The 22,116-nt window shown below is 68.3% G+C and carries 21 protein-coding genes and 1 tRNA gene; 11 read left to right on the forward strand and 11 right to left on the reverse strand.

Features of this window, described 5'->3' with window-relative positions; translation table 11 throughout:
• Positions 1–3 precede the first annotated feature (3 nt).
• Genes menD through AC5Y5E_RS12220 form a run of 3 tightly spaced genes read left to right on the forward strand, consistent with a single transcriptional unit; the run spans position 4 to position 3,353 of the window.
• Positions 4–1,629 (forward strand): 2-succinyl-5-enolpyruvyl-6-hydroxy-3-cyclohexene-1-carboxylic-acid synthase, encoded by a 1,626-nt coding sequence (gene menD, locus AC5Y5E_RS12210; protein ID WP_499903227.1) that lies wholly within the window; start codon positions 4–6, stop codon positions 1,627–1,629.
• Positions 1,626–2,159: a DUF3592 domain-containing protein gene (locus tag AC5Y5E_RS12215; protein WP_499903228.1), complete on the forward strand. Its 534-nt coding sequence runs from the start codon at positions 1,626–1,628 to the stop codon at positions 2,157–2,159. Before menD ends, AC5Y5E_RS12215 begins: the two co-directional genes overlap by 4 nt.
• A 39-nt stretch (positions 2,160–2,198) precedes the next feature.
• Positions 2,199–3,353 (forward strand): glycosyltransferase family 4 protein, encoded by a 1,155-nt coding sequence (locus tag AC5Y5E_RS12220; RefSeq protein WP_499903229.1) that lies wholly within the window; start codon positions 2,199–2,201, stop codon positions 3,351–3,353.
• Here the strand turns inward: AC5Y5E_RS12220 and AC5Y5E_RS12225 are convergent.
• From AC5Y5E_RS12225 to AC5Y5E_RS12235, 3 genes are all read right to left on the reverse strand, one after another.
• On the reverse strand, positions 3,335–5,038 hold the full coding sequence (locus tag AC5Y5E_RS12225; protein ID WP_499903230.1) for a nuclease/transposase family protein: 1,704 nt from the start codon (positions 5,036–5,038) through the stop codon (positions 3,335–3,337). The genes AC5Y5E_RS12220 and AC5Y5E_RS12225 overlap by 19 nt on opposite strands.
• Positions 5,039–5,147: 109 nt before the next feature.
• Positions 5,148–5,972 carry an SDR family oxidoreductase gene (locus tag AC5Y5E_RS12230; RefSeq protein WP_499903231.1) on the reverse strand — a complete coding sequence of 275 codons (825 nt, stop codon included), beginning with the start codon at positions 5,970–5,972 and terminating at the stop codon, positions 5,148–5,150.
• Between the two features lie 47 nt (positions 5,973–6,019).
• Positions 6,020–6,487: a MarR family winged helix-turn-helix transcriptional regulator gene (locus tag AC5Y5E_RS12235; protein WP_499903232.1), complete on the reverse strand. Its 468-nt coding sequence runs from the start codon at positions 6,485–6,487 to the stop codon at positions 6,020–6,022.
• A gap of 130 nt (positions 6,488–6,617) precedes the next feature.
• Here AC5Y5E_RS12235 and AC5Y5E_RS12240 point away from each other — a divergent pair, with 130 nt between their 5' ends.
• Genes AC5Y5E_RS12240 through AC5Y5E_RS12250 form a run of 3 tightly spaced genes read left to right on the forward strand, consistent with a single transcriptional unit; the run spans position 6,618 to position 9,726 of the window.
• Positions 6,618–7,724 (forward strand): sulfotransferase family protein, encoded by a 1,107-nt coding sequence (locus AC5Y5E_RS12240; RefSeq protein WP_499903303.1) that lies wholly within the window; start codon positions 6,618–6,620, stop codon positions 7,722–7,724.
• Positions 7,714–9,018: a DUF1214 domain-containing protein gene (locus AC5Y5E_RS12245; RefSeq protein ID WP_499903233.1), complete on the forward strand. Its 1,305-nt coding sequence runs from the start codon at positions 7,714–7,716 to the stop codon at positions 9,016–9,018. The genes AC5Y5E_RS12240 and AC5Y5E_RS12245 overlap by 11 nt, the downstream gene beginning before the upstream one ends.
• Before the next feature lie 18 nt (positions 9,019–9,036).
• A complete protein-coding gene (locus AC5Y5E_RS12250; RefSeq protein WP_499903234.1) occupies positions 9,037–9,726 on the forward strand; it encodes a demethylmenaquinone methyltransferase in 690 nt (229 codons plus the stop codon).
• A 9-nt stretch (positions 9,727–9,735) separates the two neighbouring features.
• Here the strand turns inward: AC5Y5E_RS12250 and AC5Y5E_RS12255 are convergent, their stop codons facing one another.
• From AC5Y5E_RS12255 to menJ, 3 genes are all read right to left on the reverse strand, one after another.
• Positions 9,736–10,074, reverse strand: coding sequence for a DUF732 domain-containing protein (locus AC5Y5E_RS12255; protein WP_499903235.1), 339 nt, complete (start codon positions 10,072–10,074; stop codon positions 9,736–9,738).
• A gap of 25 nt (positions 10,075–10,099) precedes the next feature.
• Positions 10,100–10,777, reverse strand: coding sequence for a class I SAM-dependent methyltransferase (locus tag AC5Y5E_RS12260; protein ID WP_499903236.1), 678 nt, complete (start codon positions 10,775–10,777; stop codon positions 10,100–10,102).
• A 123-nt stretch (positions 10,778–10,900) separates the two neighbouring features.
• On the reverse strand, positions 10,901–12,121 hold the full coding sequence (gene menJ, locus AC5Y5E_RS12265; RefSeq protein WP_499903237.1) for a menaquinone reductase MenJ: 1,221 nt from the start codon (positions 12,119–12,121) through the stop codon (positions 10,901–10,903).
• A 21-nt stretch (positions 12,122–12,142) separates the two neighbouring features.
• Between menJ and grcC1 the strand changes: the two genes are divergently transcribed.
• The 3 genes from grcC1 (at position 12,143) to AC5Y5E_RS12280 (ending at position 14,661) form a co-directional block, all read left to right on the forward strand.
• Positions 12,143–13,150, forward strand: a complete 1,008-nt coding sequence (grcC1, locus tag AC5Y5E_RS12270) for a nonaprenyl/(2E,6E)-farnesyl/geranylgeranyl diphosphat synthase (protein ID WP_499903238.1) — start codon at positions 12,143–12,145, stop codon at positions 13,148–13,150.
• An 81-nt stretch (positions 13,151–13,231) separates the two neighbouring features.
• The gene (htpX, locus tag AC5Y5E_RS12275) at positions 13,232–14,092 is read left to right on the forward strand and encodes a zinc metalloprotease HtpX (protein ID WP_499903239.1); all 861 of its coding nucleotides are present in this window, start codon (positions 13,232–13,234) and stop codon (positions 14,090–14,092) included.
• Positions 14,093–14,304: 212 nt separating this feature from the next.
• Positions 14,305–14,661: a type II toxin-antitoxin system HicB family antitoxin gene (locus tag AC5Y5E_RS12280; RefSeq protein WP_499903240.1), complete on the forward strand. Its 357-nt coding sequence runs from the start codon at positions 14,305–14,307 to the stop codon at positions 14,659–14,661.
• On the opposite strand, the gene AC5Y5E_RS12285 is transcribed toward AC5Y5E_RS12280, so the two are convergent.
• Together AC5Y5E_RS12285 and AC5Y5E_RS12290 are read right to left on the reverse strand one after the other, a co-directional pair.
• On the reverse strand, positions 14,658–16,169 hold the full coding sequence (locus tag AC5Y5E_RS12285; RefSeq protein WP_499903241.1) for a SulP family inorganic anion transporter: 1,512 nt from the start codon (positions 16,167–16,169) through the stop codon (positions 14,658–14,660). The genes AC5Y5E_RS12280 and AC5Y5E_RS12285 overlap by 4 nt on opposite strands.
• A 229-nt stretch (positions 16,170–16,398) precedes the next feature.
• Positions 16,399–17,424, reverse strand: a complete 1,026-nt coding sequence (locus AC5Y5E_RS12290; protein ID WP_499903304.1) for an NAD(P)H-dependent glycerol-3-phosphate dehydrogenase — start codon at positions 17,422–17,424, stop codon at positions 16,399–16,401.
• Positions 17,425–17,574: 150 nt separating this feature from the next.
• Between AC5Y5E_RS12290 and AC5Y5E_RS12295 the strand changes: the two genes are divergently transcribed.
• Positions 17,575–19,050: a trypsin-like peptidase domain-containing protein gene (locus AC5Y5E_RS12295; RefSeq protein WP_499903242.1), complete on the forward strand. Its 1,476-nt coding sequence runs from the start codon at positions 17,575–17,577 to the stop codon at positions 19,048–19,050.
• Here AC5Y5E_RS12295 and AC5Y5E_RS12300 read toward each other — a convergent pair.
• Positions 19,047–20,534, reverse strand: a complete 1,488-nt coding sequence (locus AC5Y5E_RS12300) for a flavin-containing monooxygenase (protein WP_499903243.1) — start codon at positions 20,532–20,534, stop codon at positions 19,047–19,049. The two genes, AC5Y5E_RS12295 and AC5Y5E_RS12300, sit on opposite strands and share 4 nt — an antisense overlap.
• A 17-nt stretch (positions 20,535–20,551) precedes the next feature.
• The gene (locus tag AC5Y5E_RS12305) at positions 20,552–21,043 is read right to left on the reverse strand and encodes a YajQ family cyclic di-GMP-binding protein (RefSeq protein WP_499903244.1); all 492 of its coding nucleotides are present in this window, start codon (positions 21,041–21,043) and stop codon (positions 20,552–20,554) included.
• 68 nt (positions 21,044–21,111) lie between these two features.
• Here AC5Y5E_RS12305 and AC5Y5E_RS12310 point away from each other — a divergent pair.
• A tRNA-Tyr gene (locus AC5Y5E_RS12310) sits at positions 21,112–21,194 on the forward strand.
• 59 nt (positions 21,195–21,253) lie between these two features.
• On the opposite strand, the gene AC5Y5E_RS12315 is transcribed toward AC5Y5E_RS12310, so the two are convergent.
• Entirely contained in the window at positions 21,254–22,057 is an 804-nt protein-coding gene (locus tag AC5Y5E_RS12315; RefSeq protein WP_499903245.1) for a mycofactocin-coupled SDR family oxidoreductase, read from the reverse strand.
• Positions 22,058–22,116 lie beyond the last annotated feature (59 nt).

Raw genomic sequence — 22,116 nt, forward strand, 5'->3', positions numbered from 1 at the left:
GGAGTGAACCCCTCGACGACCCAGGCCCGCGTCGTCGTTGACGAGCTGATTCGCGGCGGCGTCCGCGACGTGGTGCTGTGCCCCGGGTCGCGCAACGCGCCGCTGGCATTCGCCCTGCAGGACGCCGACCGCGCCGGGCGGCTGCGGTTGCACGTCCGCATCGACGAGCGCACCGCCGGCTACCTGGCCATCGGGCTGGCGATCGCGGCGGGCTCGCCAGTGTGCGTCGCGATGACGTCAGGCACCGCCGTGGCCAACCTGGGCCCCGCGGTGGTCGAGGCCAACTACGCCCGGGTGCCGCTGATCGTGCTGTCGGCTAACCGGCCCTACGAACTGCTGGGCACCGGGGCGAACCAGACCATGGAGCAGCTGGGCTACTTCGGCACCCAGGTCCGCGCCACCATCAGCCTGGGCCTGGCCGAGGAGGGGCCCGAGCGGATGGATTCGCTCAACGCCACCTGGCGATCGGCCACGTGCCGAGTGTTGGCTGCCGCCACGGGATCTCGCACCGCCAACGCTGGCCCGGTGCAGTTCGACATCCCGCTGCGCGAACCGTTGGTGCCCGATCCCGAACCCCACGGCGCGGCCGTCCCGCAGGGCCGGCCCGGCGGGAGGCCCTGGACGTACACGCCGCCCGTCACGTTCGACCAACCGCTGGAAATCGACCTGACGCCCGACACCGTCGTCATCGCCGGACACGGCGCGGGTACGCACCCCAACCTGGAGCGACTGCCCACCGTCGCCGAGCCGACGGCCCCCGCGCCGGCCAACCCGTTGCACCCGCTGACGCTGCCGCTGCTGCGCCCCAAGCAGGTGATCATGCTGGGTCGCCCGACGCTGCACCGGCCGGTGTCGGCGCTGCTGGCCGACCCGCACGTGCCGGTGTACGCGCTGACCACCGGCCCCCGCTGGCCCGACGTCTCCGGAAACTCGCAGGCCACCGGCACCCGGGCGGTCACCACCGGCACGCCACACGAGGCGTGGCTGCGCCGCTGCGCGGAGCTGAACCGGCACGCCAACCGGGCGGTGCGCGACCAGCTCGAGGCGCACCCGTTGACCACCGGGCTGCACGTCGCCGCGGCCGTGGCCGACGCCCTGCGCCCGGGGGACCAGCTGGTGCTCGGCGCCTCCAACCCGGTCCGCGACGCGGCGCTGGTGGGACTGGACACCCACGGGATAAAGGTGCGCTCCAACCGCGGGGTCGCCGGCATCGACGGCACCGTGTCCACCGCCATCGGGGCGGCCCTGGCACACGAGGGGCGCACCGTGGCGCTGATCGGTGACCTGACCTTCGTGCACGACAGCTCCGGCCTTTTGATCGGCCCCACCGAGCCGACACCGCAGCGGCTGACGATCGTGGTGTCCAACGACAACGGCGGCGGCATCTTCGAGCTGCTCGAGCAGGGCGACCCGAGGTTCTCCGATGTGTCCTCGCGGATCTTCGGCACCCCGCACGACGTCGACGTCGGCGCGCTGTGTCGCGCCTATCACGTCGAGAGCCGCCAGATCGAGGTCGACGAGCTGGCCACGGCCCTCGACGAACCGGCGGCGGGCATGCGGGTGCTGGAGGTCAAGGCCGACCGGTCCTCGCTGCGGCAGCTGCACGCCGCCATCAAGGCCGCCCTGTGACCAATCCAAAAGTGTTGCTGCACATACTTCTTCATGGGCGCAGCGATGAGCCGCCGAAGACGCGGGCCAGGATTGCGTTGCGCTGGTTGCGGATTGCGGTGTTGATCGTGGCCGGCCTGGTGACGCTGCAGTCGCTGCTCCTGGTGGCCGGCGCGTGGCGCGACGACCTCGCGATTCGACACCACATGGGGGTGGCGCAGGCGGAGGTGCTCAGCGCCGGGCCGCGGCGCTCCACCATCGAATTCGTCACACCCGAGCGCGTCACCTACCGGCCCGAGCTCGGTGTGCTGTATCCGTCGGAATTGGCGACGGGCATGCGGATCTACGTCGAATACAACAAGAACGATCCGAACCTGGTTCGGGTGCAGCACCGCAACGCCGGGCTGGCGATCATCCCGGCGGGATCCATCGCGGTGGTGGCCTGGCTGGTCGCGGCGGCCGCCCTGACGGGCCTGGCACTGCTGGATAGGTGGCTGGACCGCCGCGACGCGGCGTCCGACCAGCAAATTTCGCACGACGTATGCCCGTAGGCAACCTTATCGACAGCCGACGCTGCGATCGTGGGGTTCGTGCGCGTTGCAATCGTCGCCGAGTCCTTCCTCCCCAATGTCAACGGTGTCAGCAACTCAGTGCTGCGCGTGCTGGAGCACCTGCGTCGCACCGGGCACGAGGCCCTCGTCATCGCCCCCGACAATCCGCCGGGTCAGCCGCGGGCGGACCGCATTCACGACGGCATCCGGGTGCATCGGGTGCCGTCGCGAATGTTCCCCAAGGTGACCACGTTGCCGCTCGGGGTTCCGATGCCCCGAATGGTGAGCGTGCTCAAGGGATTCGATCCCGACGTGGTGCACCTCGCGTCGCCGGCGCTGCTCGGCTACGGCGGGGTGAAGGCGGCCCGCTGGCTCGGGGTGCCGACGGTCGCGGTGTACCAGACGGACGTCCCCGGTTTCGCGGCCAGCTACGGCATCCCGATGACGACGCGCGCCGCGTGGGCGTGGTTTCGCCACCTGCACAGCCTGGCCGACCGCACCCTGGCCCCGTCCAGCGTGACGATGGAATCGCTTGTCTCTCATCGGTTCCCGCGGGTGCATCGGTGGGCGCGCGGGGTCGACGTGCTACGGTTCGCGCCGTCGGGGCGCGACGAGGCACTGCGGCGGCGCTGGTCGCCGGCCGGGAAGCCGATCGTCGGGTTCGTCGGCCGCCTCGCGCCGGAGAAGCACGTCGAACGTCTGGCTGCGTTGAACGCCAACGATTCCGTGCAGGTCGTGATCGTCGGCGACGGCGTCGACCAAGCGAAACTGCAATCCGCGATGCCCACAGCGGTTTTCACCGGAGCGCTGTACGGCGAGGAGCTCGCCGCCGCTTACGCCAGCATGGACGTCTTCGTACATCCCGGTGAACACGAGACTTTTTGCCAAGTCGTGCAGGAGGCGCTGGCGTCGGGGCTGCCGGTGATCGCCCCCGACGCCGGGGGACCGCGCGACCTGATCGCCCCGTACCGCACCGGACTGTTGTTGCCCGTCAACGAGTTCGAGGCGCGGCTGCCCGCCGCTGCCGAGCACCTGCTCGCCGACCGGCACCGCTACGCGCCGGCCGCCCGGCGCAGCGTCCTCGGCCGCAGCTGGCCGGTGATCTGCGATGAGCTGCTGGGCCACTACGAGGCGGTGCTGTCGCCCTTCGCCCGGCGGCGCCTGCTCGCGAACCGCTACGCGCAGGGGGAGTGAGCTACCGTTCCTGATTGCTGGGCAGGAGTGTGTCCTGTGCGGCCCGAACGGTGTTGGCCGCTGGCGGTGGGTGTTCTCCGGTGGACCCGCGCTCCTCGTGGGGGTGTGGGTGGGCCGGAACTACGACACCGTCGTTGTGTGGCGCTGGGTTGATGGTCAGGCCTGGCCGGTGAAGTGCCCACACTCGTCCGCTGTCGAGTGCGGGGTCCCGCCGGCCGCCGCCTGATCGCCAAGCCCAGGCCACGGCGCCCGATCGCGGCCGCCGCCGCGTGATGTACGGTCACGGCTGTCGGATCGGAAGTCTGTTGTTGTAAGGGTTTGCGCCAGTGCTGGGCACCCCAGCGGCTGGTGTAGGCCGCATCCACCCCGATGATCGCGATCCCGCGGTGGCTGGCCATGGCGGTCAGCCGGGTGCGGAACTTGCCGGTGGGGATGCCAGCGATGGTGCGGCGCAGTCGTTTCCCACGCCGGCCGCGGCCCAGCGTCTCGCGGCCGGTAGCGCGCGCGTCGGCGAAATCGAGGTTTTCCACCACGATCGCCGAGCATCTCTGCTGGTGGGCCAGATCGAGCAGCATGCTGATGGCCGCACGGACCCGCCCATCGCGCCGAGACGCTCGCAGCCCCGCGGTCTCAACAGCAATGGTGACGGGTTCACCGACCGGATTACCGGAGGCATCAAGCACGCAGCACGCGAGATGGTCGGCATTGAGGTCCACCCCCAGCACCGGCCCGTCCCGCACCTCCTCGAGCCTGGGCGCCACTCCGTGAGAGGTTTTCCACGAGGCGTCCAAATACCAGCGCCCGCGACCGGGGTCGTAACTGATGTCGTAGCGCACCGCTAACCGCGCCGCGACCCGCGCCCACCATTCGCCGACGCGGTGGCTGAAGACCACCGGCGCGGCGATCACCAGATGATGCCCGAGATCCTCGCCAAGGGCCACGGGCACTTTGATGCACACCCGGCCCGCCGCATCGACGCGGATGGTCTCGTTGCCACCGGCCTTGCCCGACTCCCCGTCGGCGGTGAGAAACATCCGCGCCGCATCCCAGCGCTCCCGCCACTGCTGTTCGGTCACAACAGCATGATCAAGGTGGTTCCGGGTGCGCCACAACCGTTTCCCCCCGGTCGTGATCGACGGTCGACCGGCCGCCAGCGCCTCCTCAGCCGCAGCGAGCCGCTCCCGCAGCACCGCCAGCCGGCGAGTCTTGGTGAACCGCTCTACGGGGCTGCGATATCCACGACGTCGGCGGCGCGATCGGCCGCCGGTGTCGGTGTCGGTGTCGGCGACCGGCGCACGCTCCCCGGGACGCAACACGCACCGCTGCTCGAGCACCTCGACCGCGGCGCGCAGATCCGCGACCTGCGCGGTCAAGCCCCTCAGCCCCAGCTGGTACTGGTCTTCCACCGCGCGAGTAATTGCTCCGGCCCACCGCGACGACGACCCCGCCGTGAGGGCCCGCTTACGCCCGGAGCGCCACACCGCGTGGGCCTCACGGTCCAAGCGGCCCAACCGGACCCGCCCGGCCAGCTCGCCGCGATACACCGAACCCAACAGCTCGCCGATCACGGTCAGCGCCTCGGCTTCGGTGTCCGTGGGGCGTATCCGAGCGCGGATCCGCACGCCCGCCGGCGCGTCGGCAACCACCGGATCACCGACCCGGCGCAGCGCTAGCCCCTCATCCATAGACCACAGCCTGGCAGCCGCCACCGACACCAACACCCGTCGCCACACCGCCACCGCCCACTAGCGCGCAGTATCAGTCACTTCCGCTCACCATCCGGCGAACAGCTGGCTACCCCTGCGCCAGTTCCGCGACCGGCTGCCACTGCTCCCAGTTGCGTAGCCGGCTCTCGTAGTCGGCCTTGGCCGTCTGCAGCGGGGTGGCGCCGAAGAACACCCGCAGCGGCGGCTCCTCGGCGTCGACCACCCTCAGCAGCGCGGCCGCCGACGCCGACGGGTCGCCCGGGCTGGCCCAGCGCTTGCTGCGCTCGGCCGCAACGGCGGCGCGAAGCTCGTCGTATGCGGGCAGCGGATCGGAGTGCTTGGCCGAAGCGCCCGCCCAGTCGGTGTCGAAGCCGCCCGGTTCGATGAGGGTGACGTGGATGCCGAACGGCGCGACCTCCTGGGCCAGCGCCTGCGAGAGGCCCTCCAGCGCCCACTTGGACGCGTGGTAGATGCCGACCAACGGGAACGCGGTGATGCCGCCGATCGAGGACACCTGGATGATGTGCCCGCTGCGCTGCTCGCGCAGGTACGGCAGCGCCGCCTGGGTGATCCACAGCGCGCCGAACACGTTGGTCTCGAGTTGTTCGCGCGCGTCTTGCTCGGAGAGTTCCTCGACGAACCCGAAGTGGCCATAGCCGGCGTTGTTCACGACGATGTCGAGCCGGCCGAAGTGATCGTGCGCCCGCTTGACCGCGGCGAAGTCGGCGTCGCGGTCGGTGACGTCCAACTGAATCGGCAACAACGCGTCGCCGTACTTGTCGACCAGGTCGTCAAGCGTCGCGGTGTTGCGTGCCGTCGCGGCGACCCTGTCGCCGCGCTCCAACGCGGCGATCGCCCAGTCTCGCCCGAAGCCTCTTGATGTACCGGTGATAAACCAAACTTTTTCGCTCACGCAGCCCTATAACGCGTTCGCCCGCGTCCCATTCCCGGTCCGCGCGGCTAAACCCTGATCGGCGTCTGCGTGGTGTCCTCGAGGAACTTCGTCAACAGCCGATCGAACTGCGCCAGCTCGGCCGCCGACCAGCCCGACAGCGCCCGGGCCAGGTGGTCCCGTCGCACCTCGTGCAATGAGCCCGCGGCGCGTTCGCCGGCCGCCGTCGCTTCGATGACCGAAACCCGCCCGTCGCCCGGATCGCGGCGCCGCGTAACCAGTCCCGCATCGGCCAGAGCCCGCACCCGGCGCGTGGCCATCCCGACGTCCATGTGGGCCATGGTGGCCAGGCGCCCGATCGGCAGGGGTCCCTCGTCGATCAACACGCGAAGGAGCATGTAGGACGGCTGGGACAGCTCGGTGTCCGCCGCCGACGCCTGGCGCGCGAACGCCGAACGACTCACGCTGAGCCGCACGACCCGCGAAAGCGCGGCGCTGATGGAATCCACGGAATCGCGCTTGGGGGCATCCGTCACGCCCCTGACCGTATCAAAGAAATATTTGACATAGTCAAATACATGGCGATAGCCTGCCCAAATCAGCGCACGCTGAGGAGGTTTCGCGTTGGGCACGCGCTTCTACTTCGACTGGGCCAATTACCGGACGATGCTCGGGCTGTTGCGCCGGGACCCACCGGGCTCGAAGCGCTGGTCGCGTTACTTCGCATTCCTGGTCGGCGTTCCGTTCGTCGCGGCGATCCACGCCGCGTGCTTCACGCTCGACCCGATCGTGTTCGGATCGCTGCGCCGCACGCGGGTGACCGGGCCGACTTTTTGCATCGGCCACGCCCGCAGCGGCACGACCTACCTGCATCGGCTGATGGCCGCGGACCCACAGTTCAGCTACGGCCTGATGTACGAGCTGTTCTTCCCCTCGCTGTTGGAGAAGCGCTTGCTGCGCCTGCTGTTTCGGGTCGATGCCGCGCTGTTCGGAAAGCGGCTGCGGCACCGCCTCGACGTGCTCGAGGAGCGCCGGTTCGCGCAGACGGACGACATGCACAAGACCGGGTTCTTCGTCCCCGAAGAGGACGACTTCTTTCTCACCTGGTCGCTGTGCTCGGGCTTCTGGATCCTGATGTTCCCGTTCATGGGCGAGCTCGACTTCTACCACGTCGACGAGTGGCCCGAACGCAAACGACGCCGGGCGATGAACTTCTACAAAGAATGCGTCCGGCGACAGATCGCGCTCAACGGCGGCGGGACCCACCTGAGCAAGAACCCCACCTTCTGCGGTCGCGTCGAATCGCTGATCGAGACGTTCCCCGACGCGAGATTCATTGTGCCCATGCGCAATCCCGACGAGACGATCCCGAGCCTGCTCAAGCTGCTGAAGACCGAATGGGGCCTGCGCGGGCGCGACGAGCGCCTGATCACGAAATCGCTGCGCGTGCTGGCCGACCAATCGTTCGATGCCTACCAGCGTCCGCTCGACGTCCTGTCCCGGCACCCCGAGGTCCGCTCGGTCGTCGTCGACTATCGCGAGCTGGTGGCGCGGCCCGAGGCCACCATGCGCCGGATCTACCGGGAGCTGGAGCTCGAGCTGGGGCCGGTGGCGGCCAAGGCATTCGCGGCGGCCGGCGGAGGGCACGAATCGGCCCACCGCTACAGCCTCGAGGAATTCGGGCTCGACGCCGAAGAAATCCACACCCGCCTGGCCGCCCTGTTCGACGAATACCAGTGGGACACCGAAGGAGAGGACGCAGATGTCCACTGAATCAAGCCGGGACGATCTGCGCGCGGCCTGGACGGACATGATCGACGCCCTGACCCGGGCCCGCGACGCCGTCGACTCCGCCGAGCTGCACGCGCCACCGCTCACCGAACAGGGCCTGGCGGAGGGGCACCGCTACCTGCTGGGCTTCGTGTTCAGTGCCATCGAGCGCGCCTTCTTCGAGGATCCCGAATTCCCGTATTTCCGGCGCGCCATCCAACCGCTCGACAAGGCGACCATCGACAACGCCGACGCCCTGTACCTGTCGGCCTCGATCGACGGCGCCAGGGACTACCGGGTGCGCGGCCGTCTGGGCGCTAAACCGCCGCAGTACATCATCTTTGAGGCCCACACCGTGTACGCGGGCGACACCGGCAGCCTCGCCGAACTCGCGCCGGGCGGGCGCGCCGTCACCGGATCGCTGGACGTCGCCGACCTCGCCGTCGACGACGACGGCCGCTTCGAGATCCTGCTGGCTCCCCGGCGGCCGGCCGGCCACGCGGGCAACTTCATCGCCACGGCCACGGCCGATGGCGCACAGACGGCGCGATTTCTGATCGCGCGCATGCTCTTTCACGACTGGGAGCGCGAGGAGTCACCGGAGCTGCACATCGTCCAGCTGGGTAAGGAGGGCGCCCGCCCGGCGCCGATCGACCCGGCCGCCGCGGCCCACCAGCTTCGTCGCGTCGGCACGATCGTGGAAAACCAGATGAGATTCTGGAACGAGTTTTACGACGTCGTGCTGGAGGCGCACGGCGACAAGAACGGTGACGGCTTCACCCTCATGCCCCGCAACGCGCTCAACGAGCCGGCGCTCGCCAACCTCGCCATGGGCGGCGGCCAGAGCACCAACGTCTACTCCGGCGGCGTGTTCGACCTGCAGCCCGACGAGGCCCTGCTCATCGAAATCGCGGTCCCGGTGGCGCCGGCGTACATGGGCTTTCACCTGTCCAACCTCTGGGGCGAGTCGCTCGATTACGCCAACCACGTCAGCAGCCTGAACGGGTTTCAGTCCGAGCCGGACCCCGACGGGACCTTCCGCTACGTGGTCGCCGCAGACGATCCCGGCGTGCCGAACTGGCTCGACACCGCCGGGCACCGCGGCGGGTTTCTGGCCCTGCGGTGGACGTACTCCACGCCGCCCCCCCAACTGCCGACCGCAACCGTGAGCAAGGTGCCGCTGGCCGAGGTCCGTCAATACCTCCCGGCGACCACCCGCGCCGTTTCCCCCGAGCAGCGCCGAGAGCAGATCAGGGTCCGCCAGGAGCACGTCCAGCGAAGGTACCGGCAGTATTGACCCGGTACGGTCGACGTCGTGAGCCGCGCGGCGCTAGACAAGAACCCCCGGGACGTCGCATCGATGTTCGACGGCGTCGCCCGCCGCTACGACGTCACCAACACCGTGCTGTCGGCGGGGCAGGACCGCTACTGGCGCCGGGCCACGCGCGCGGCCCTGGGGCTCGGCCCGGGTCAGCGGGTGCTGGACCTGGCCGCGGGCACCGCGGTGTCGACGGTGGAGCTGAGGAAATCCGGGGCGTGGTGTGTGGCCGCCGATTTCTCGGTGGGCATGCTCGCGGCGGGTGCGGGCCGCAGGGTTCCCAAGGTCGCCGGGGACGCCACCAAGCTGCCGTTCGGCGACGGGGTGTTCGACGCGGTCACCATCAGCTTCGGGTTGCGCAACGTGGCCGACCAGCAGGCGGCGCTGGGCGAGATGTTCCGCGTCACGCGGCCGGGCGGCCGGTTGGTGGTGTGCGAATTCTCCACGCCCACCAACGCGCTGTTCGCCACCGCCTACAAGGAATATCTGATGCGGGCGCTGCCGCGGGTGGCGCGGGCGGTGTCGTCCAACCCCGACGCCTACGTGTACCTGGCGGAGTCGATCAGGGCCTGGCCGGACCAGCCGACGCTGGCGCACCGGATTTCAGCGGCCGGATGGTCGGCGGTGCGCTGGCGCAACCTGACCGGCGGCATCGTGGCGCTGCACGCCGGATACAAACCGGTCTAGTGGCCGCGCCTAGTGGGCGCCGGCCCGCTGGATGAAGCCGACCTGGTCGGGGCAGTAGTGGTCGATCGCGGCGCCCAGGAACTGGAACGCCTGGCCCTCGCTGGTGCCGCGCGGCAGGTTGCGCTGGACGAAGGTGGCGGACTTGTACGGGTCGCCGTCCACGCCCCGGCCGATCCGCTCACAGCTGATCTTCGCCAACCAGGCGAGCTGGTCCTGCGGGCCATACACGCCGAACGAGTTGACCGTGCTCTTGAACACGTAGTCGTAGTCGTCGGCCTGCGCGGGCGCCGCAAGTGCGACAGCGGCGCCCGCCATGGCGATCAGAGAAGCCAGCCTCGAAGCCTTCATTAGACGGACTATACACCTGGTTGTTTTAGGAGCCCAGGTGCGCGGTGAGCAGCCAGGCCCCGACCGACTTGCGGCCTTCGGGCTCGTCGCGAACCTCGCCGAACGGCATGTCCACGACCGCGCCCTCGGGCAGGTAGGCGTGGATGCGCGCCGGCCGGATCTCGTCGACAACCCAGTACTTGGACACGACGTCACGCAGCTCGTCGGCGGTGACGGCGTTGATCGGGCCCTCGGGAACCGCGGCCTTGTCGAAGACCAGGGCGAAGTAGGAGGCGCCCGGTGCGGCGGCCCGCCGGATCGACTGCTGGTAGCCCTCGCGCGCCTCGACAGGGATCGAATGGAACAAGGTCGAGTCGACGATGGTGCCGAACCGGCCGTCGAAACCGGTGAAGTCGCTGATGTCGGCGACCTGGAAGGTGGCGTTGGTCAGGCCCCGCTTCTCGGCCTCGCGGCGGGCCAGGTCGATCGCGGTGGGCGAGAGGTCCAGCCCCACGGTGGTGTATCCCCGCTCGGCCAGCGTCAGCGAGATCGCGGCCTCCCCGCAGCCCACGTCCAGGACGTCGCCGTGGAACTTGCCCTGCTCGATCAGGGCGGCCAGCTCGGGTTGCGGCGCGCCGATGCTCCAGGGCGGACGCACGCCCGCGCCGAACGGGGAGTCGCCGCGGTAGGCGCTGTCGAATTGGAAATCTGTTGGTTGGGTCATGCCCTAGATATATCAAGCTGGCTGATACATGTCAATGACATTGATACGACGAGCGCACGCAAAAGCCCCCAATTTCGCTACGAAATAAGGGGCTTTTGCGTCTGCTGCTCGCGGGAAGGCGGCTCAGCTGAACGGCGTGCGGCGATCCATCAGCCGCGACAACCGCCCGCCGCCGCGCCAGGCCCTCGCCACCCAGTCGGCGTCGTCGTCGGTGACCAGGTTGGCCATCACCCGCACCGCGATGGTCATCAGCCGCGTCGAGCGCATCGCCATCGGCCCGGTCGCGGGCAGGAACCGCTGGAAGGTGAGCAACAACGCCAGCCGGCGGGCGACCGAAAAGCCGCGGGCGTAGTGCTCCTGCAGCAGCGACGGCCACACCCGCGACAGGTCGGGGCAGTCCAGCAGCTCGGCGGCCAGCCGCCCGGTCTCCAGGCCGTAGTCGATGCCCTCGCCGTTCAGCGGGTTGACGCAGGCGGCGGCGTCGCCGATCAGCATCCAGTTCGGCCCGGCGACGCCGGAGACCGCGCCGCCCATCGGCAGCAGCGCCGACGACACCGCCCGCGGCTCGCCGGAAAAGCCCCACTCGTCGCGGCGCAGGTCGGTGTAGTACGAGATCAGCGGGCGCAGCGCCAGATCGGCCGGCCGTTTCGAGGTCGACAATGCCCCCACGCCGATGTTCACCTCGCCGTTGCCCAACGGGAAGATCCAGCCGTAGCCGGGCAGCACGGCGCCGTCGGGGGAGCGCAGTTCCAGGTGCGACGTCAGCCAGGGATCGTCGGCCCGCGGGGTGGTCAGATACCCGCGCGCGGCCACGCCGTACACCGTCTCCTGGTGCCAGCGCCGGCCCAGCTTGCGGCCCAGCGACGAGCGCGCCCCGTCGGCGACGATCAACCGGCGACAGGCCACCTCCGTGCCGTCGGCCAACCTCAGCGACAACACTCGTCTCGACGAGTCATGATGTGCGGCAACAGCTTTGGTGCCCAGGAGCATCCGCGCCCCGGAATCCTCGGCGCACTTGCGGATCCGGTCGTCCAGCTCGAGGCGGGCCACTGCGCTGCCGGTCGACGGGAACGACGGGCCCGGCCAGTCGACCTCCACCTCGCCGCCGAATCCGCTCATCCGCAGCCCACGGTGCCGGATGCGGGTGTCCAGCCAGTCGCCCAGCCCCAGGCGTTCCAGCTCGGCGACCGCGCGCGGCGTCAGGCCGTCGCCGCACGCCTTGTCGCGCGGGAAGCTGGCGGAATCGATGACCAGCACGTCGGTGCCCGCGCGCGCGGCCCAGGCGGCCGCCGCCGAACCCGCAGGTCCGGCGCCCACGACCACCAGGTCAGCCCCGATCTTCACACCCCCCAGTATGTTGGTCGCGTGAGTACTCCGGCGACGGTAGTCGCGGGCATCGACTTCGGGGATGCCGCGTTCGCCGCGACCGTGCGGGACGGCGTCGGGCGGATCGAGCAGCTCATGGACACCGAGCTGCGCAGCGCGGACGCGGTGATGACCGACTCGTTGACCTACCTGTTCAAGGCCGGCGGCAAGCGGTTTCGGCCGTTGTTCACCGTCTTGTCGGCGCAGCTCGGACCCAACCGGGACGCCGAGGAGGTGACGATCGCCGGCGCGGTCATCGAGCTGGTGCACCTGGCCACGCTCTACCACGACGACGTGATGGACGAGGCGGAGGTCCGCCGCGGCACGCCCACCGCCAACGTGCGCTGGGGCAACAACGTCGCCATCCTCGCCGGTGACTATCTGTTCGCGACCGCGTCTCGTCTGGTGTCCCGGCTGGGCCCGGACGCGGTGCGGCTGATCGCCGAGACGTTCGCCCAGCTGGTCACCGGCCAGATGCGCGAGGGCCGCGGCGCGGCCGAGGGCGCGGATCAGGTCGAGCACTACCTGAAGGTGGTGTACGAGAAGACGGCGTGCCTGATCTCCGCCGCGGGCCGGTTCGGCGCGATGTTCTCCGGCGCCGACGCCGATCAGGTCGAGCGGCTGAGCCGGCTGGGCGGCATCGTGGGCACCGCGTTCCAGATCTCCGACGACATCATCGACATCGACAGCGACTCCCACGAGTCCGGCAAGCTGCCCGGCACCGATATCCGCGAGGGAGTGCACACCCTGCCGATGGTCTATGCGCTGCGCGAGCCGGGAGCCGATGCGGCGCGGCTGCGCGAGCTGCTGTCCGGGCCCGTCGAGGACGACGAGGCGGTGGCCGAGGCCCTGGCGCTGTTACGGGCGTCACCCGGGATGGCCAAGGCCAAGCAGTTCCTGGTGCGCTACGCGGCGGACGCGCGCGCTGAGCTGGAGCTTTTGCCCGACCTGCCCGGCCGGCGCGCCCTGGAGACGCTGGTCGATTACACCGTGAGCCGGCACGGTTAGCGCGCGAAATATCCCAGCGGAACCTTGGCCGCCGGTTAGAGCGTTCAATTAGCGATAGTTGACGCTCCGAGGAGGACATCGATGACCTGGCATCCGCATGCCAACAGGTTGAAGACCTTCGCCCTGTTGGTCGGTATGTCCGCGTTGATCGTGTTCGTCGGCTCGCTGTTCGGCCGGACGGCAATGTTGATCGCGGTGCTGTTCGCCATCGGCATGAACGTCTACACGTACTACAACAGCGACAAGCTGGCGCTGCGCGCCATGCACGCGCAGCCGGTTTCCGAGCTGCAGGCGCCCGTGATGTATCGGATCGTGCGCGAGCTGGCCACCTCCGCGCACCAGCCGATGCCCAGGCTCTACATCAGCGACACCAACGCGCCCAACGCGTTCGCGACCGGCCGCAACCCGCGCAACGCGGCGGTGTGCTGCACCACCGGAATCCTGGGGATCCTCGACGAGCGCGAGCTGCGCGCCGTGTTGGGCCACGAGCTTTCGCACGTCTACAACCGCGACATCCTGATCTCGTGCGTCGCCGGGGCGATGGCGTCGGTGATCACCGCGTTGGCCAATATGGCGATGTGGGCCGGCATGTTCGGCGGCAACCGCGACGGCGAGAATCCCTTTGCGCTGCTGCTGGTTTCGCTGCTGGGCCCGATCGCCGCCACCGTGGTCCGGCTGGCCGTGTCCCGGTCGCGCGAGTACCAGGCCGACGAGTCGGGCGCCGTGCTGACCGGCGACCCGCTGGCGCTGGCGTCGGCGCTGCGCAAGATCTCGGGCGGCGTTCAGGTTGCGCCGCTCCCGCCGGAGCCGCAGCTGGCCAGCCAGGCTCATTTGATGATCGCCAACCCGTTCCGCGCGGGCGAGCGGATCGGATCGATGTTCTCGACGCACCCGCCGATCGAAGACCGCATCCGCCGGCTGGAGGCGATGGCGCGGGGGTAGGTGACTCCCAAATTTGATAGCGCATGTGCTATCAAATCTGGCGCCAGCCACATGGTCTGGAGAACCGCGCTCTTCTTGGGGGTGGGTGACTCGCGAATCCGATAGCGCATGCGCTATCAAATCTGGGGCCAGCCACATGGTCTGGAGAGCCGCGCTCTCCTTGGGGATAAGTGACTCGCGAATCCGATAGCGCATGTGCTATCAAATCCGGCGTGAACCGCTATGCCTACCGCGTGCAATGGTCGCCCGATTACAACCAGTACGTCGGCGTGTGCATCGAATTGCCTTACTTGAGGCGCGAAGCACCAACCGCCGAACAGGCCGTCGCCGCCATCGAGCAGGCCACACGCGAGCATGTGGACGCCATGCGGACATGCGGAGAAGCGCCCCCCACGCCCCTTTGCGAACGCAACTACAGCGGCACCTTCGTAGTCAGGACATCACCGGAACTGCACGCCCGCCTCGCCCTGGAAGCCAGCGAGGAGAGGGTCTCGATGAACCAGTGGATAGTTCAGAAGCTCAGCGGCCGCACGCCCAGCGACACTTTTGGCCTTTCCGGGTTCGACTAGGCGGCGGCCCCCGGCCTTTCGTGATCGACCAGATCGTCCGCGCGCCGACGGACGAGGTGACCCGTCTCGGAAATCCCCTCGATCCGCACCGTGCCGCCCGTGGCCTCATGCTGGCGCTGCCAATCGGTGATCGCCTGATGGGCGGCATGATCGAGGTACTGGGCCGAAATATTAACCGCGACAACTGTTCCGGCCGGGATGGACGCCAGGACACGGGTCAGGCGGGGCAAAGCAAGGAAGGTGCAGGCCGGCCCCTCGATCGCCACCCGCCACTCCGCCCCCACCGGTGTCGCCGAGACCCTGACCCGGATCACCCGCCATGCGGTCAGCGCGATGGCCAGCGCCAGCCCGATCATCACCCCGTGCAGCAGGTTGAGGAAGACGACGCTGACCGCGGTCACTATGTAGACGGCGAGATCCCCGTGCTTCATTGCGGTTTCGATATGCGCCGGCTTCAACAGCTGAATGCCGATGACGATCAACAGGCCGGCCAACGCCGCCGTCGGGATCTGCTCGACGAGTTCCGCAAACGGAACCGTGAACAGCAGGATCCACACGCCGTGCATGATCGCGGAGGCGCGGGATTTCGCGCCCGCGTTGACGTTGGTTGAGCTGCGGACGATCACGCCGGTGACCGGCAGCCCGCCGATGGTCCCCGACACGAAGTTCGCGGTGCCCTGCCCGATCAACTCGCGGTTGAAGTCGGTGCGCGGACCGTTGTGCATCCTGTCGACCGACACCGCCGACAACAGGCTCTCGACGCTGGCGATGAGCGTGACGGTGATGACGCCGATGGCTACCGCGCCCCAGTTGCCGTGCGGAATGTCGGGCAGCCGCAGCGCGTTCAGCGGCGACTCGTCGATCTCGATGCGCCGCACGTGGAACGGGAAGACCAGCGAGATGACCGTCGTCGCAACGATGGCGACCAGCGGTCCCGGAACGAAGCGCAGGCGAGCCGGAACCCAGCGCCAGGCGATCAGGATGACGATCACCAGCGCGCCCAGCAGCGCCCCGGGCCGGTGCGCGTCGATGATTTGGCCCGGCAGGCCGATCAGGTTGTGCCAGGCCGTGCTTTTCGATTTTCCGCCCAGCAGGACGTGCGCTTGCTGAAGTGCGATCGTGATCCCGATTCCGGCCAGCATGGCGTGCACGACCACCGGGGAGATCGCCAATGCCGCCCGGGCAACGCGGCTGAGCCCCAACAGGATCTGAAGCACGCCGGCCGCCGCGGTGATCAAACACGTTACCCCCCAGCCGAAATCGGAGATGAGATCGGCGACCACGACGGTCAGGCCCGCGGCGGGGCCGCTGACCTGCAGCGGCGATCCACCGAGGAACCCGGCGATGATTCCCCCCACGATCGCGGCGATCAGCCCCGCCAGCACCGGTGCGTTCGAGGCGATCGCGATCCCCAGCGACAGCGGAAGTGCGACCAGAAACACCACGAGGGACGAGGGCAGGTCGTGCCGGACAACGGATCGTATGCGTTCCATTTGAATGACTTGCATCGGTCGCTTCCCTCGTTAGGTGTAAGCGGGGAATGTTCCGAGCCCCGTATTGCCCCTGGCTACGTCGGCGTAGCCTGTTGGCGCACAGGCGATTACAATTGCGCCATTCGGCGGTCAGAGCCTGGCTGCCTCGTTCGACGGTATGGGCGCGACAAAGCGCGGGTCAAGCCGCCCACGCGGGCGCATATCGAATGCAAATATTTTCGTTACGAGTTGTTTGGTTGACGAATCAGAAGCCGGACCCGTGCACTTCGTGCCCGGGAACCTCGACCATCAGGCCGCGGTAGGCCTGCTCGACGCTCGAACCGTGGTTGATCACCGCGTCGACCTCACGCGCGATGGGCATGTTCAGGCCAAACTCATTGGCGAACTCGGTGATCACGCTGGCGGCCTTGACGCCCTCGGCGACCTGGTTCATCGATGCGATGATCTCGTCGATCGGCTTGCCGGCGCCGAGTTGTTCGCCGACGTGCCGATTGCGGCTGCGCTGGCTGGTGCAGGTCACGATCAGGTCACCGAGCCCCGCCAGACCGGGGAAGGTGTCGGGATCGCCACCCATCGCCACCCCGAGCTTCGTCATCTCGCGCAGCGCCCGCGCGATCACCAGCGCCCGGGTGTTTTCCCCGATCCCCAGCGAATAGCCCATCCCGACGGCGATGGCGTAGACGTTCTTCAGCGCGCCGGCCAACTCGACGCCGACGACGTCGTCGGTGGTGTACACGCGGAACCGCCGGGTGCGGAACAGTCCGGACAGCCGGGTCGCCAGGTGTTGGTCGGGCATGGCCAGCACCGCCGCGGCGGCGTAGCCCTCGCCGACCTCCTTCGCGATGTTCGGCCCGGCCAGGATCCCCGCCGGGTGACCGGGCAGCAGCTCCTCGATGATCTGCGACATCCGCATGTTGGTGCCCTGCTCGAGCCCCTTGACCAGCGACACGACCGGAACCCACGGCCGCAGCTCCTTGGCCAGTTCGGTGAGGACCCCCCGGAAGCCATGCGAGGGAACGCCCATGACGACGACGTCGGCGCAGTTCGCGGCCTCGGCGAAGTCGCTGGTGGCGCGCAGGGTCGAGCTCAGTTCGACACCCTCGCCGAGGTAGCGCGTGTTGCGATGGTTGTCGTTGATGTCCGTGGCGGTTTCCTCGGAACGCACCCACTGCAGTGTCGGCCCGCGGCGCGCGCAGATCGACGCGACGGTGGTCCCCCACGATCCGCCACCGAGAACGACGACGTTCGGTTCACGCATAGCCATGGCGATCACAGTATTGCCGCCACCGGAGATTTAGAAGCAGTTCACCAACTGTGGGCCCGTCGAAACCAAGGGCCCGAAGCCAGGGGACTTCCGCCCCTACCTTCCGCAGGCCCGCGTGCCCGATCGTCAAGGGACAGATTCATACGAGGAGGATGCATGCCCGGACGCGCTCGTTGCGGCCGCGTGTCCGCGTTGGTCTCGGCGGCCGCTCTCGCCGTGTTGGTCGGCTCCCCCGGGATCGCCGCCGCCGACGACGGCCGCCCGCGCGTCAACCCGGAGGAACGGGCGGCGGCCATGATCCGGCCGGCCGTTATGTACCTCGCCGGCCAAAGCTACGGCGCGGTCCGGCTGCCCGACGGCCAGATCCTGTCCCAGTTCGGCCCCGGCACGACCATGCCGTTCATCGCGACCTGGAGCTGCACCGGCTTCGTCGTCAACCCCGACGGCTGGGTGGCCACGGCCGGTCATTGCGTCGACTCCGAGAGCGCCAAGCTGCTCATCCTCAAGCGCGCGGCCAAGGAGTACATCGCCCAATTCCCGGACGCGCCGGAGTCGCGGGATCCCGCCACGACGCTGGACTGGCTGCGCAAGAACGCGCGGGTCGAAGGGGACACCGCCGACCGGGGTCCCGAAATCAGCCTCGCGCTGACGTACGGCACCGGCACCAAGGTCGCCGGCAAGGTCGCCGCCAACGTCGTGGATTTCCGGCCGCTGGGCAAAGGCGACGTCGCCCTCCTCAAGGCGGACAAGCACAACCTGCCGTCGTCGGAGCTGGCCACCGACGCCGACGTCAGCATCGGCACATCGGTTCTGGCGGTGGGCTTTTCGCAAAGCACCGAGAACGTCACCGGCCCCTCGCTGGACCCGACGAACAAGAGCGGCAAGGTCAGCAAGAAGTCGACCATGGGCTCGGCCGCCGAGTACGAGATCGATGCCGCCGTCTCGGAGGGCATGAGCGGCGGCCCGACCGTCGACCTCAACGGCAAGGTGATCGGCATCAATAGCTTCGCCCCCGTCGGCGAACCGCAGGCGTTCAACTTCATCGCGCCCGCCGACGGCCTCGCAGCGATCATGGCGAGCAAGGGCGTCAAGGCGACGCTGGGCCCGGCCGACGCGTACTACCGCAAGGGGCTCAAGCATTACTACGCGGGCCAGTACACCGAGGCGATCGACGACTTCGACCAGACCCTGTCGATGTCACCCGACTATCCCGGGCTGGCGGATCTTAGGACGAACGCGGCCAACCTGCGCCAGCAGCACGGCGACTTCTCGGTGCTCAGCGGCGCAAACCTGTTGTGGTACATCGCGGGTGGCGTCGTCCTGGTGCTTGCGGTCGCCGCGGGTTTCACGTTTCTGGCGGTGCGAAACCGTTGGCACCTCGACGCTCCGGTGAAAGCGCCCGGATTGCGGCTGGTTTCGGGAAAGCGTCCCGGTACCGGGAAACGGGTTTCCGCACGGGCCGGCATCAAGATCGGTGCCGCCCGGCTCATCGGCGCGGCGCCGACACACGACCCGGCGGAACCCCATTTCTGTTCGGGTTGCGGAGCCGAACACCACCCCGCCGAAAGGTTCTGTCCCAACTGCGGCAAAGAGATACTTGGTGACGAATCCGCTCAGGGAGCAAACGGCTAACCCGCGATCCGCGCCCGGTCGGCCACCCGGCCGAACACCATCGCCTCCTCGATGCGGTCGAAGCGGTAGTCGATGGCATCGGCGAAATAGTTCTGCCGCACATTCCACGGCCGCTTGGTGCCCGACTTGGGCAGCGCGTGGCCCGAGCGCTTCACGTAGTTGGCCTGAATGTCCCACGACGGCTTGACGTCCATCGGCTCGTCGCCGCGGTGCGGGTAGGCGTGCGTGTAGCCGTGGGAGGCCATGTGCGCCATCAGCTTTGCCGTCGCCCGGGCGGTGATGTCGGCGCGCAGCGTCCACGACGCTTTGGTGTAACCGACACACCAGAACAGGTTGGGCACGTCCTCGAGCATGTGCGCCTTGTAGACGAACCGGTCGCGGTGATCGATCGGTTCGCCGTCCATGCTGATGGCGGCACCACCCAGCGCCTGCAGCTGCAGGCCGGTCGCCGTGACGATGATGTCGGCGTCGAGGTGTGCGCCGGATTCCAGCGCGATGCCGGTGGCATCGAAGTGATCGATGCGGTCGGTGACCACCTCGGCGCCACCGGCGCTGACCGCGTTGTAGAAGTCGGCGTCGGGAATCAGGCACATCCGCTGGTCCCACGGGTTGTATCGCGGCTTGAAGTGGACGTCGACCTCGTAGCCGGCGGGCAGCTTGCTGATCGCCCTGCGCCGCAGCAGCCAGCGTACGAAACCCGGTGCCTTGCCGGACAATAAGACGAACACCGCTTCCGACAGCGCGGTGTAGATCCGGAGCGCCAGAGAGGCGGCCCGGCGCGGCAGCAGTTTACGGGCAAGGGGGGCGACCTTGCCGTGTTTGGCCGCCGAGACCAGATACGTGGGCGAGCGCTGCAGCATGGTCACTTTTCCGGCGCGTTCGGCCATCGACGGGACCAGCGTGACGGCGGTCGCCCCGCTGCCGATGACGACGACCTTCTTGCCGGCGTAGTCCAGGTGTTCGGGCCAGCGTTGGGGATGGACAACGGTCCCACCGAACCGCTCGATGCCGGGCAGCTCCGGTGTGTAGCCCTCGTCGTAGTTGTAGTAGCCGCTGGCGAAGAACACGAACCGGCCGCGCAAAGTCTTGCTGGCGCCGTCTTGTTCGACGGTCACCGTCCACGTGTCGGTGGACGAGTCCCAATCCGCGGCGCGCGCACGGCTGTTGAACCGGATGTGGCGGTCGATGCCGTACTTGCGCGCGGTGGCGTTGAGGTACTCGCGGATGTGGCCGCCGTCGGCGATGCCCTCTTTCCGGGTCCACGGCTCGAACGGAAACGACAGCGTGTACATGCTGCTGTCGGAGCGAACGCCTGGATAGCGGAACAGGTCCCACGTGCCGCCGATCTGGGCCCGTCGCTCCAGGATGGTGTAGGTGACGCCCGGGTTGCGCTCGGTGATTCGATAGGCCGCATCGATGCCGGAGATGCCCGCGCCGATGATGATGACGTCGAACTGCTCGACCTGCTGCGGAGTCACCGCCATCTCAACCTCGCTTCCCGCTACCGATAGTTGACGAACTGCAGCGCCACGTCCAGGTCGGCGTTGCGCAGCAGCGCCTGTACGGCCTGCAGGTCGTCGCGCTTCTTGCTGCTGACGCGGACCTCGTCGCCCTGGATCTGGGTCTTTACGTTCTTGGGCCCCTCGTCGCGGATCAGCTTGGTGATCTTCTTGGCGTTCTCGCTGCTGATGCCCTGCTTGAGGGTGCCGCTGACCTTGTAGGTCTTGCCGGAGGCCTGCGGCTCGCCGGCGTCGAAGGCCTTCATGGAGATGTCGCGACGGATCAGCTTCTCCTTGAAGACGTCGACTGCGGCCTTCACGCGCTCCTCGGTGGACGACGTCAGCTCGATGGCCTCGTCACCCTTCCACTCGATCTTGGTGTCGGTGCCGCGGAAGTCGAAACGGGTGGCGAGCTCCTTGGCGGCCTGGTTGAGCGCGTTGTCGACCTCCTGCCGATCGACCTTGCTGACGATGTCGAACGATGAGTCGGCCATTCGATCGGTCCCTTCCATCTGGTTAGCCGTTTGTGCCTTGTCTACCCGTTCGTTGTAACCTGTCTGGCGGCAGGTTGCCCGAGCGGCCAATGGGAGCGGACTGTAAATCCGTCGGCTTACGCCTACACAGGTTCGAATCCTGTACCTGCCACCGAGGTCAGGGGCTACTCGTGCGCCGCGGCGCGACGACCAGGCGGGGTTCAGGGCGGACTAGTGCATCCGCGCGCTGCCGCCGAGGCCGATCTCGAGGACGCTGCCGGTGACGACTCCGGGATCGGTGACCAGGTACACGACCCCGCGGCTGACGTCCTCGGGTTGCAGCCACGGCCGAGGTATCGGGTTAGCCCGCATCATCCGGCGCACCAAATCGTCGGGAACGTCGTCACTTTCGGAGGGCTGAACCATCGGTGTCTGGGTTGTCGTCGGGCACACGACGTTCACCGTCACGCCCTCTTTGGCGACCTCGAGGGCGACGGATTTGGCCAGGCCGATGATGCCCCACTTGGTGGCGTTGTATGCCGCCAACTCGGGGATGCCCATCCTGCCTCCCATCGAGGACGTCACCACGATCCTCCCGAAGCGCTGCTGTCGCATCACCGGGATGGCCGCGCGCAGCGTGTGAAATACACCGGTCAGGTTGGTGTCGAGCAGCTGTTGCCAGACCTGGTCGCTCACCTGCTCCAGGGGACCGGTGCTGACGATGCCGGCGTTCGCCACCACAATGTGCAGGCCACCCATGTCTGTCACCGTCTGCCGCACCGCGGCGTCGACCTGCGCCGAGTTGCGCACGTCGAGAGTTATTGGCAGGCAACGCTTGCCGAGCTCTTCGACTCGCTTGGCCGTGTCTCGCAGGTCGTCCTCGGTGCCAAGCGGGTAGGTCAGGTCCACCATCGGCCCGGGCACGTCGGCGGCGACGATGTCCGCGCCTTCGGCCGCCAGTGCCAGGGCGTGCGCGCGCCCCTGTCCCCTTGCCGCTCCCGTGATCAGCGCCACGCGCCCGTTCAATGCACCCATAGCGGGCAACGGTAACCGCAAACCGGGAGCGTTGACACCGGCTGGTTAGGTAAGGCTAA

Source organism: Mycobacterium sp. NGS54 (assembly GCF_059812465.1).

What these genes read in the sequence shown, in the direction of transcription:
- AC5Y5E_RS12255 (WP_499903235.1), bottom strand. Translation starts at nt 10,074, where the DNA reads ATGAAGGCTTCGAGGCTGGCTTCTCTGATCGCCATGGCGGGCGCCGCT.
- AC5Y5E_RS12225 (WP_499903230.1), bottom strand. Translation starts at nt 5,038, where the DNA reads ATGGATGAGGGGCTAGCGCTGCGCCGGGTCGGTGATCCGGTGGTTGCC.
- AC5Y5E_RS12305 (WP_499903244.1), bottom strand. Translation starts at nt 21,043, where the DNA reads ATGGCCGACTCATCGTTCGACATCGTCAGCAAGGTCGATCGGCAGGAG.
- AC5Y5E_RS12240 (WP_499903303.1), top strand. Translation starts at nt 6,618, where the DNA reads ATGCTCGGGCTGTTGCGCCGGGACCCACCGGGCTCGAAGCGCTGGTCG.
- AC5Y5E_RS12245 (WP_499903233.1), top strand. Translation starts at nt 7,714, where the DNA reads ATGTCCACTGAATCAAGCCGGGACGATCTGCGCGCGGCCTGGACGGAC.
- AC5Y5E_RS12285 (WP_499903241.1), bottom strand. Translation starts at nt 16,169, where the DNA reads ATGCAAGTCATTCAAATGGAACGCATACGATCCGTTGTCCGGCACGAC.
- AC5Y5E_RS12260 (WP_499903236.1), bottom strand. Translation starts at nt 10,777, where the DNA reads ATGACCCAACCAACAGATTTCCAATTCGACAGCGCCTACCGCGGCGAC.
- AC5Y5E_RS12300 (WP_499903243.1), bottom strand. Translation starts at nt 20,534, where the DNA reads ATGGCGGTGACTCCGCAGCAGGTCGAGCAGTTCGACGTCATCATCATC.
- AC5Y5E_RS12295 (WP_499903242.1), top strand. Translation starts at nt 17,575, where the DNA reads ATGCCCGGACGCGCTCGTTGCGGCCGCGTGTCCGCGTTGGTCTCGGCG.
- htpX (WP_499903239.1), top strand. Translation starts at nt 13,232, where the DNA reads ATGACCTGGCATCCGCATGCCAACAGGTTGAAGACCTTCGCCCTGTTG.
- AC5Y5E_RS12315 (WP_499903245.1), bottom strand. Translation starts at nt 22,057, where the DNA reads ATGGGTGCATTGAACGGGCGCGTGGCGCTGATCACGGGAGCGGCAAGG.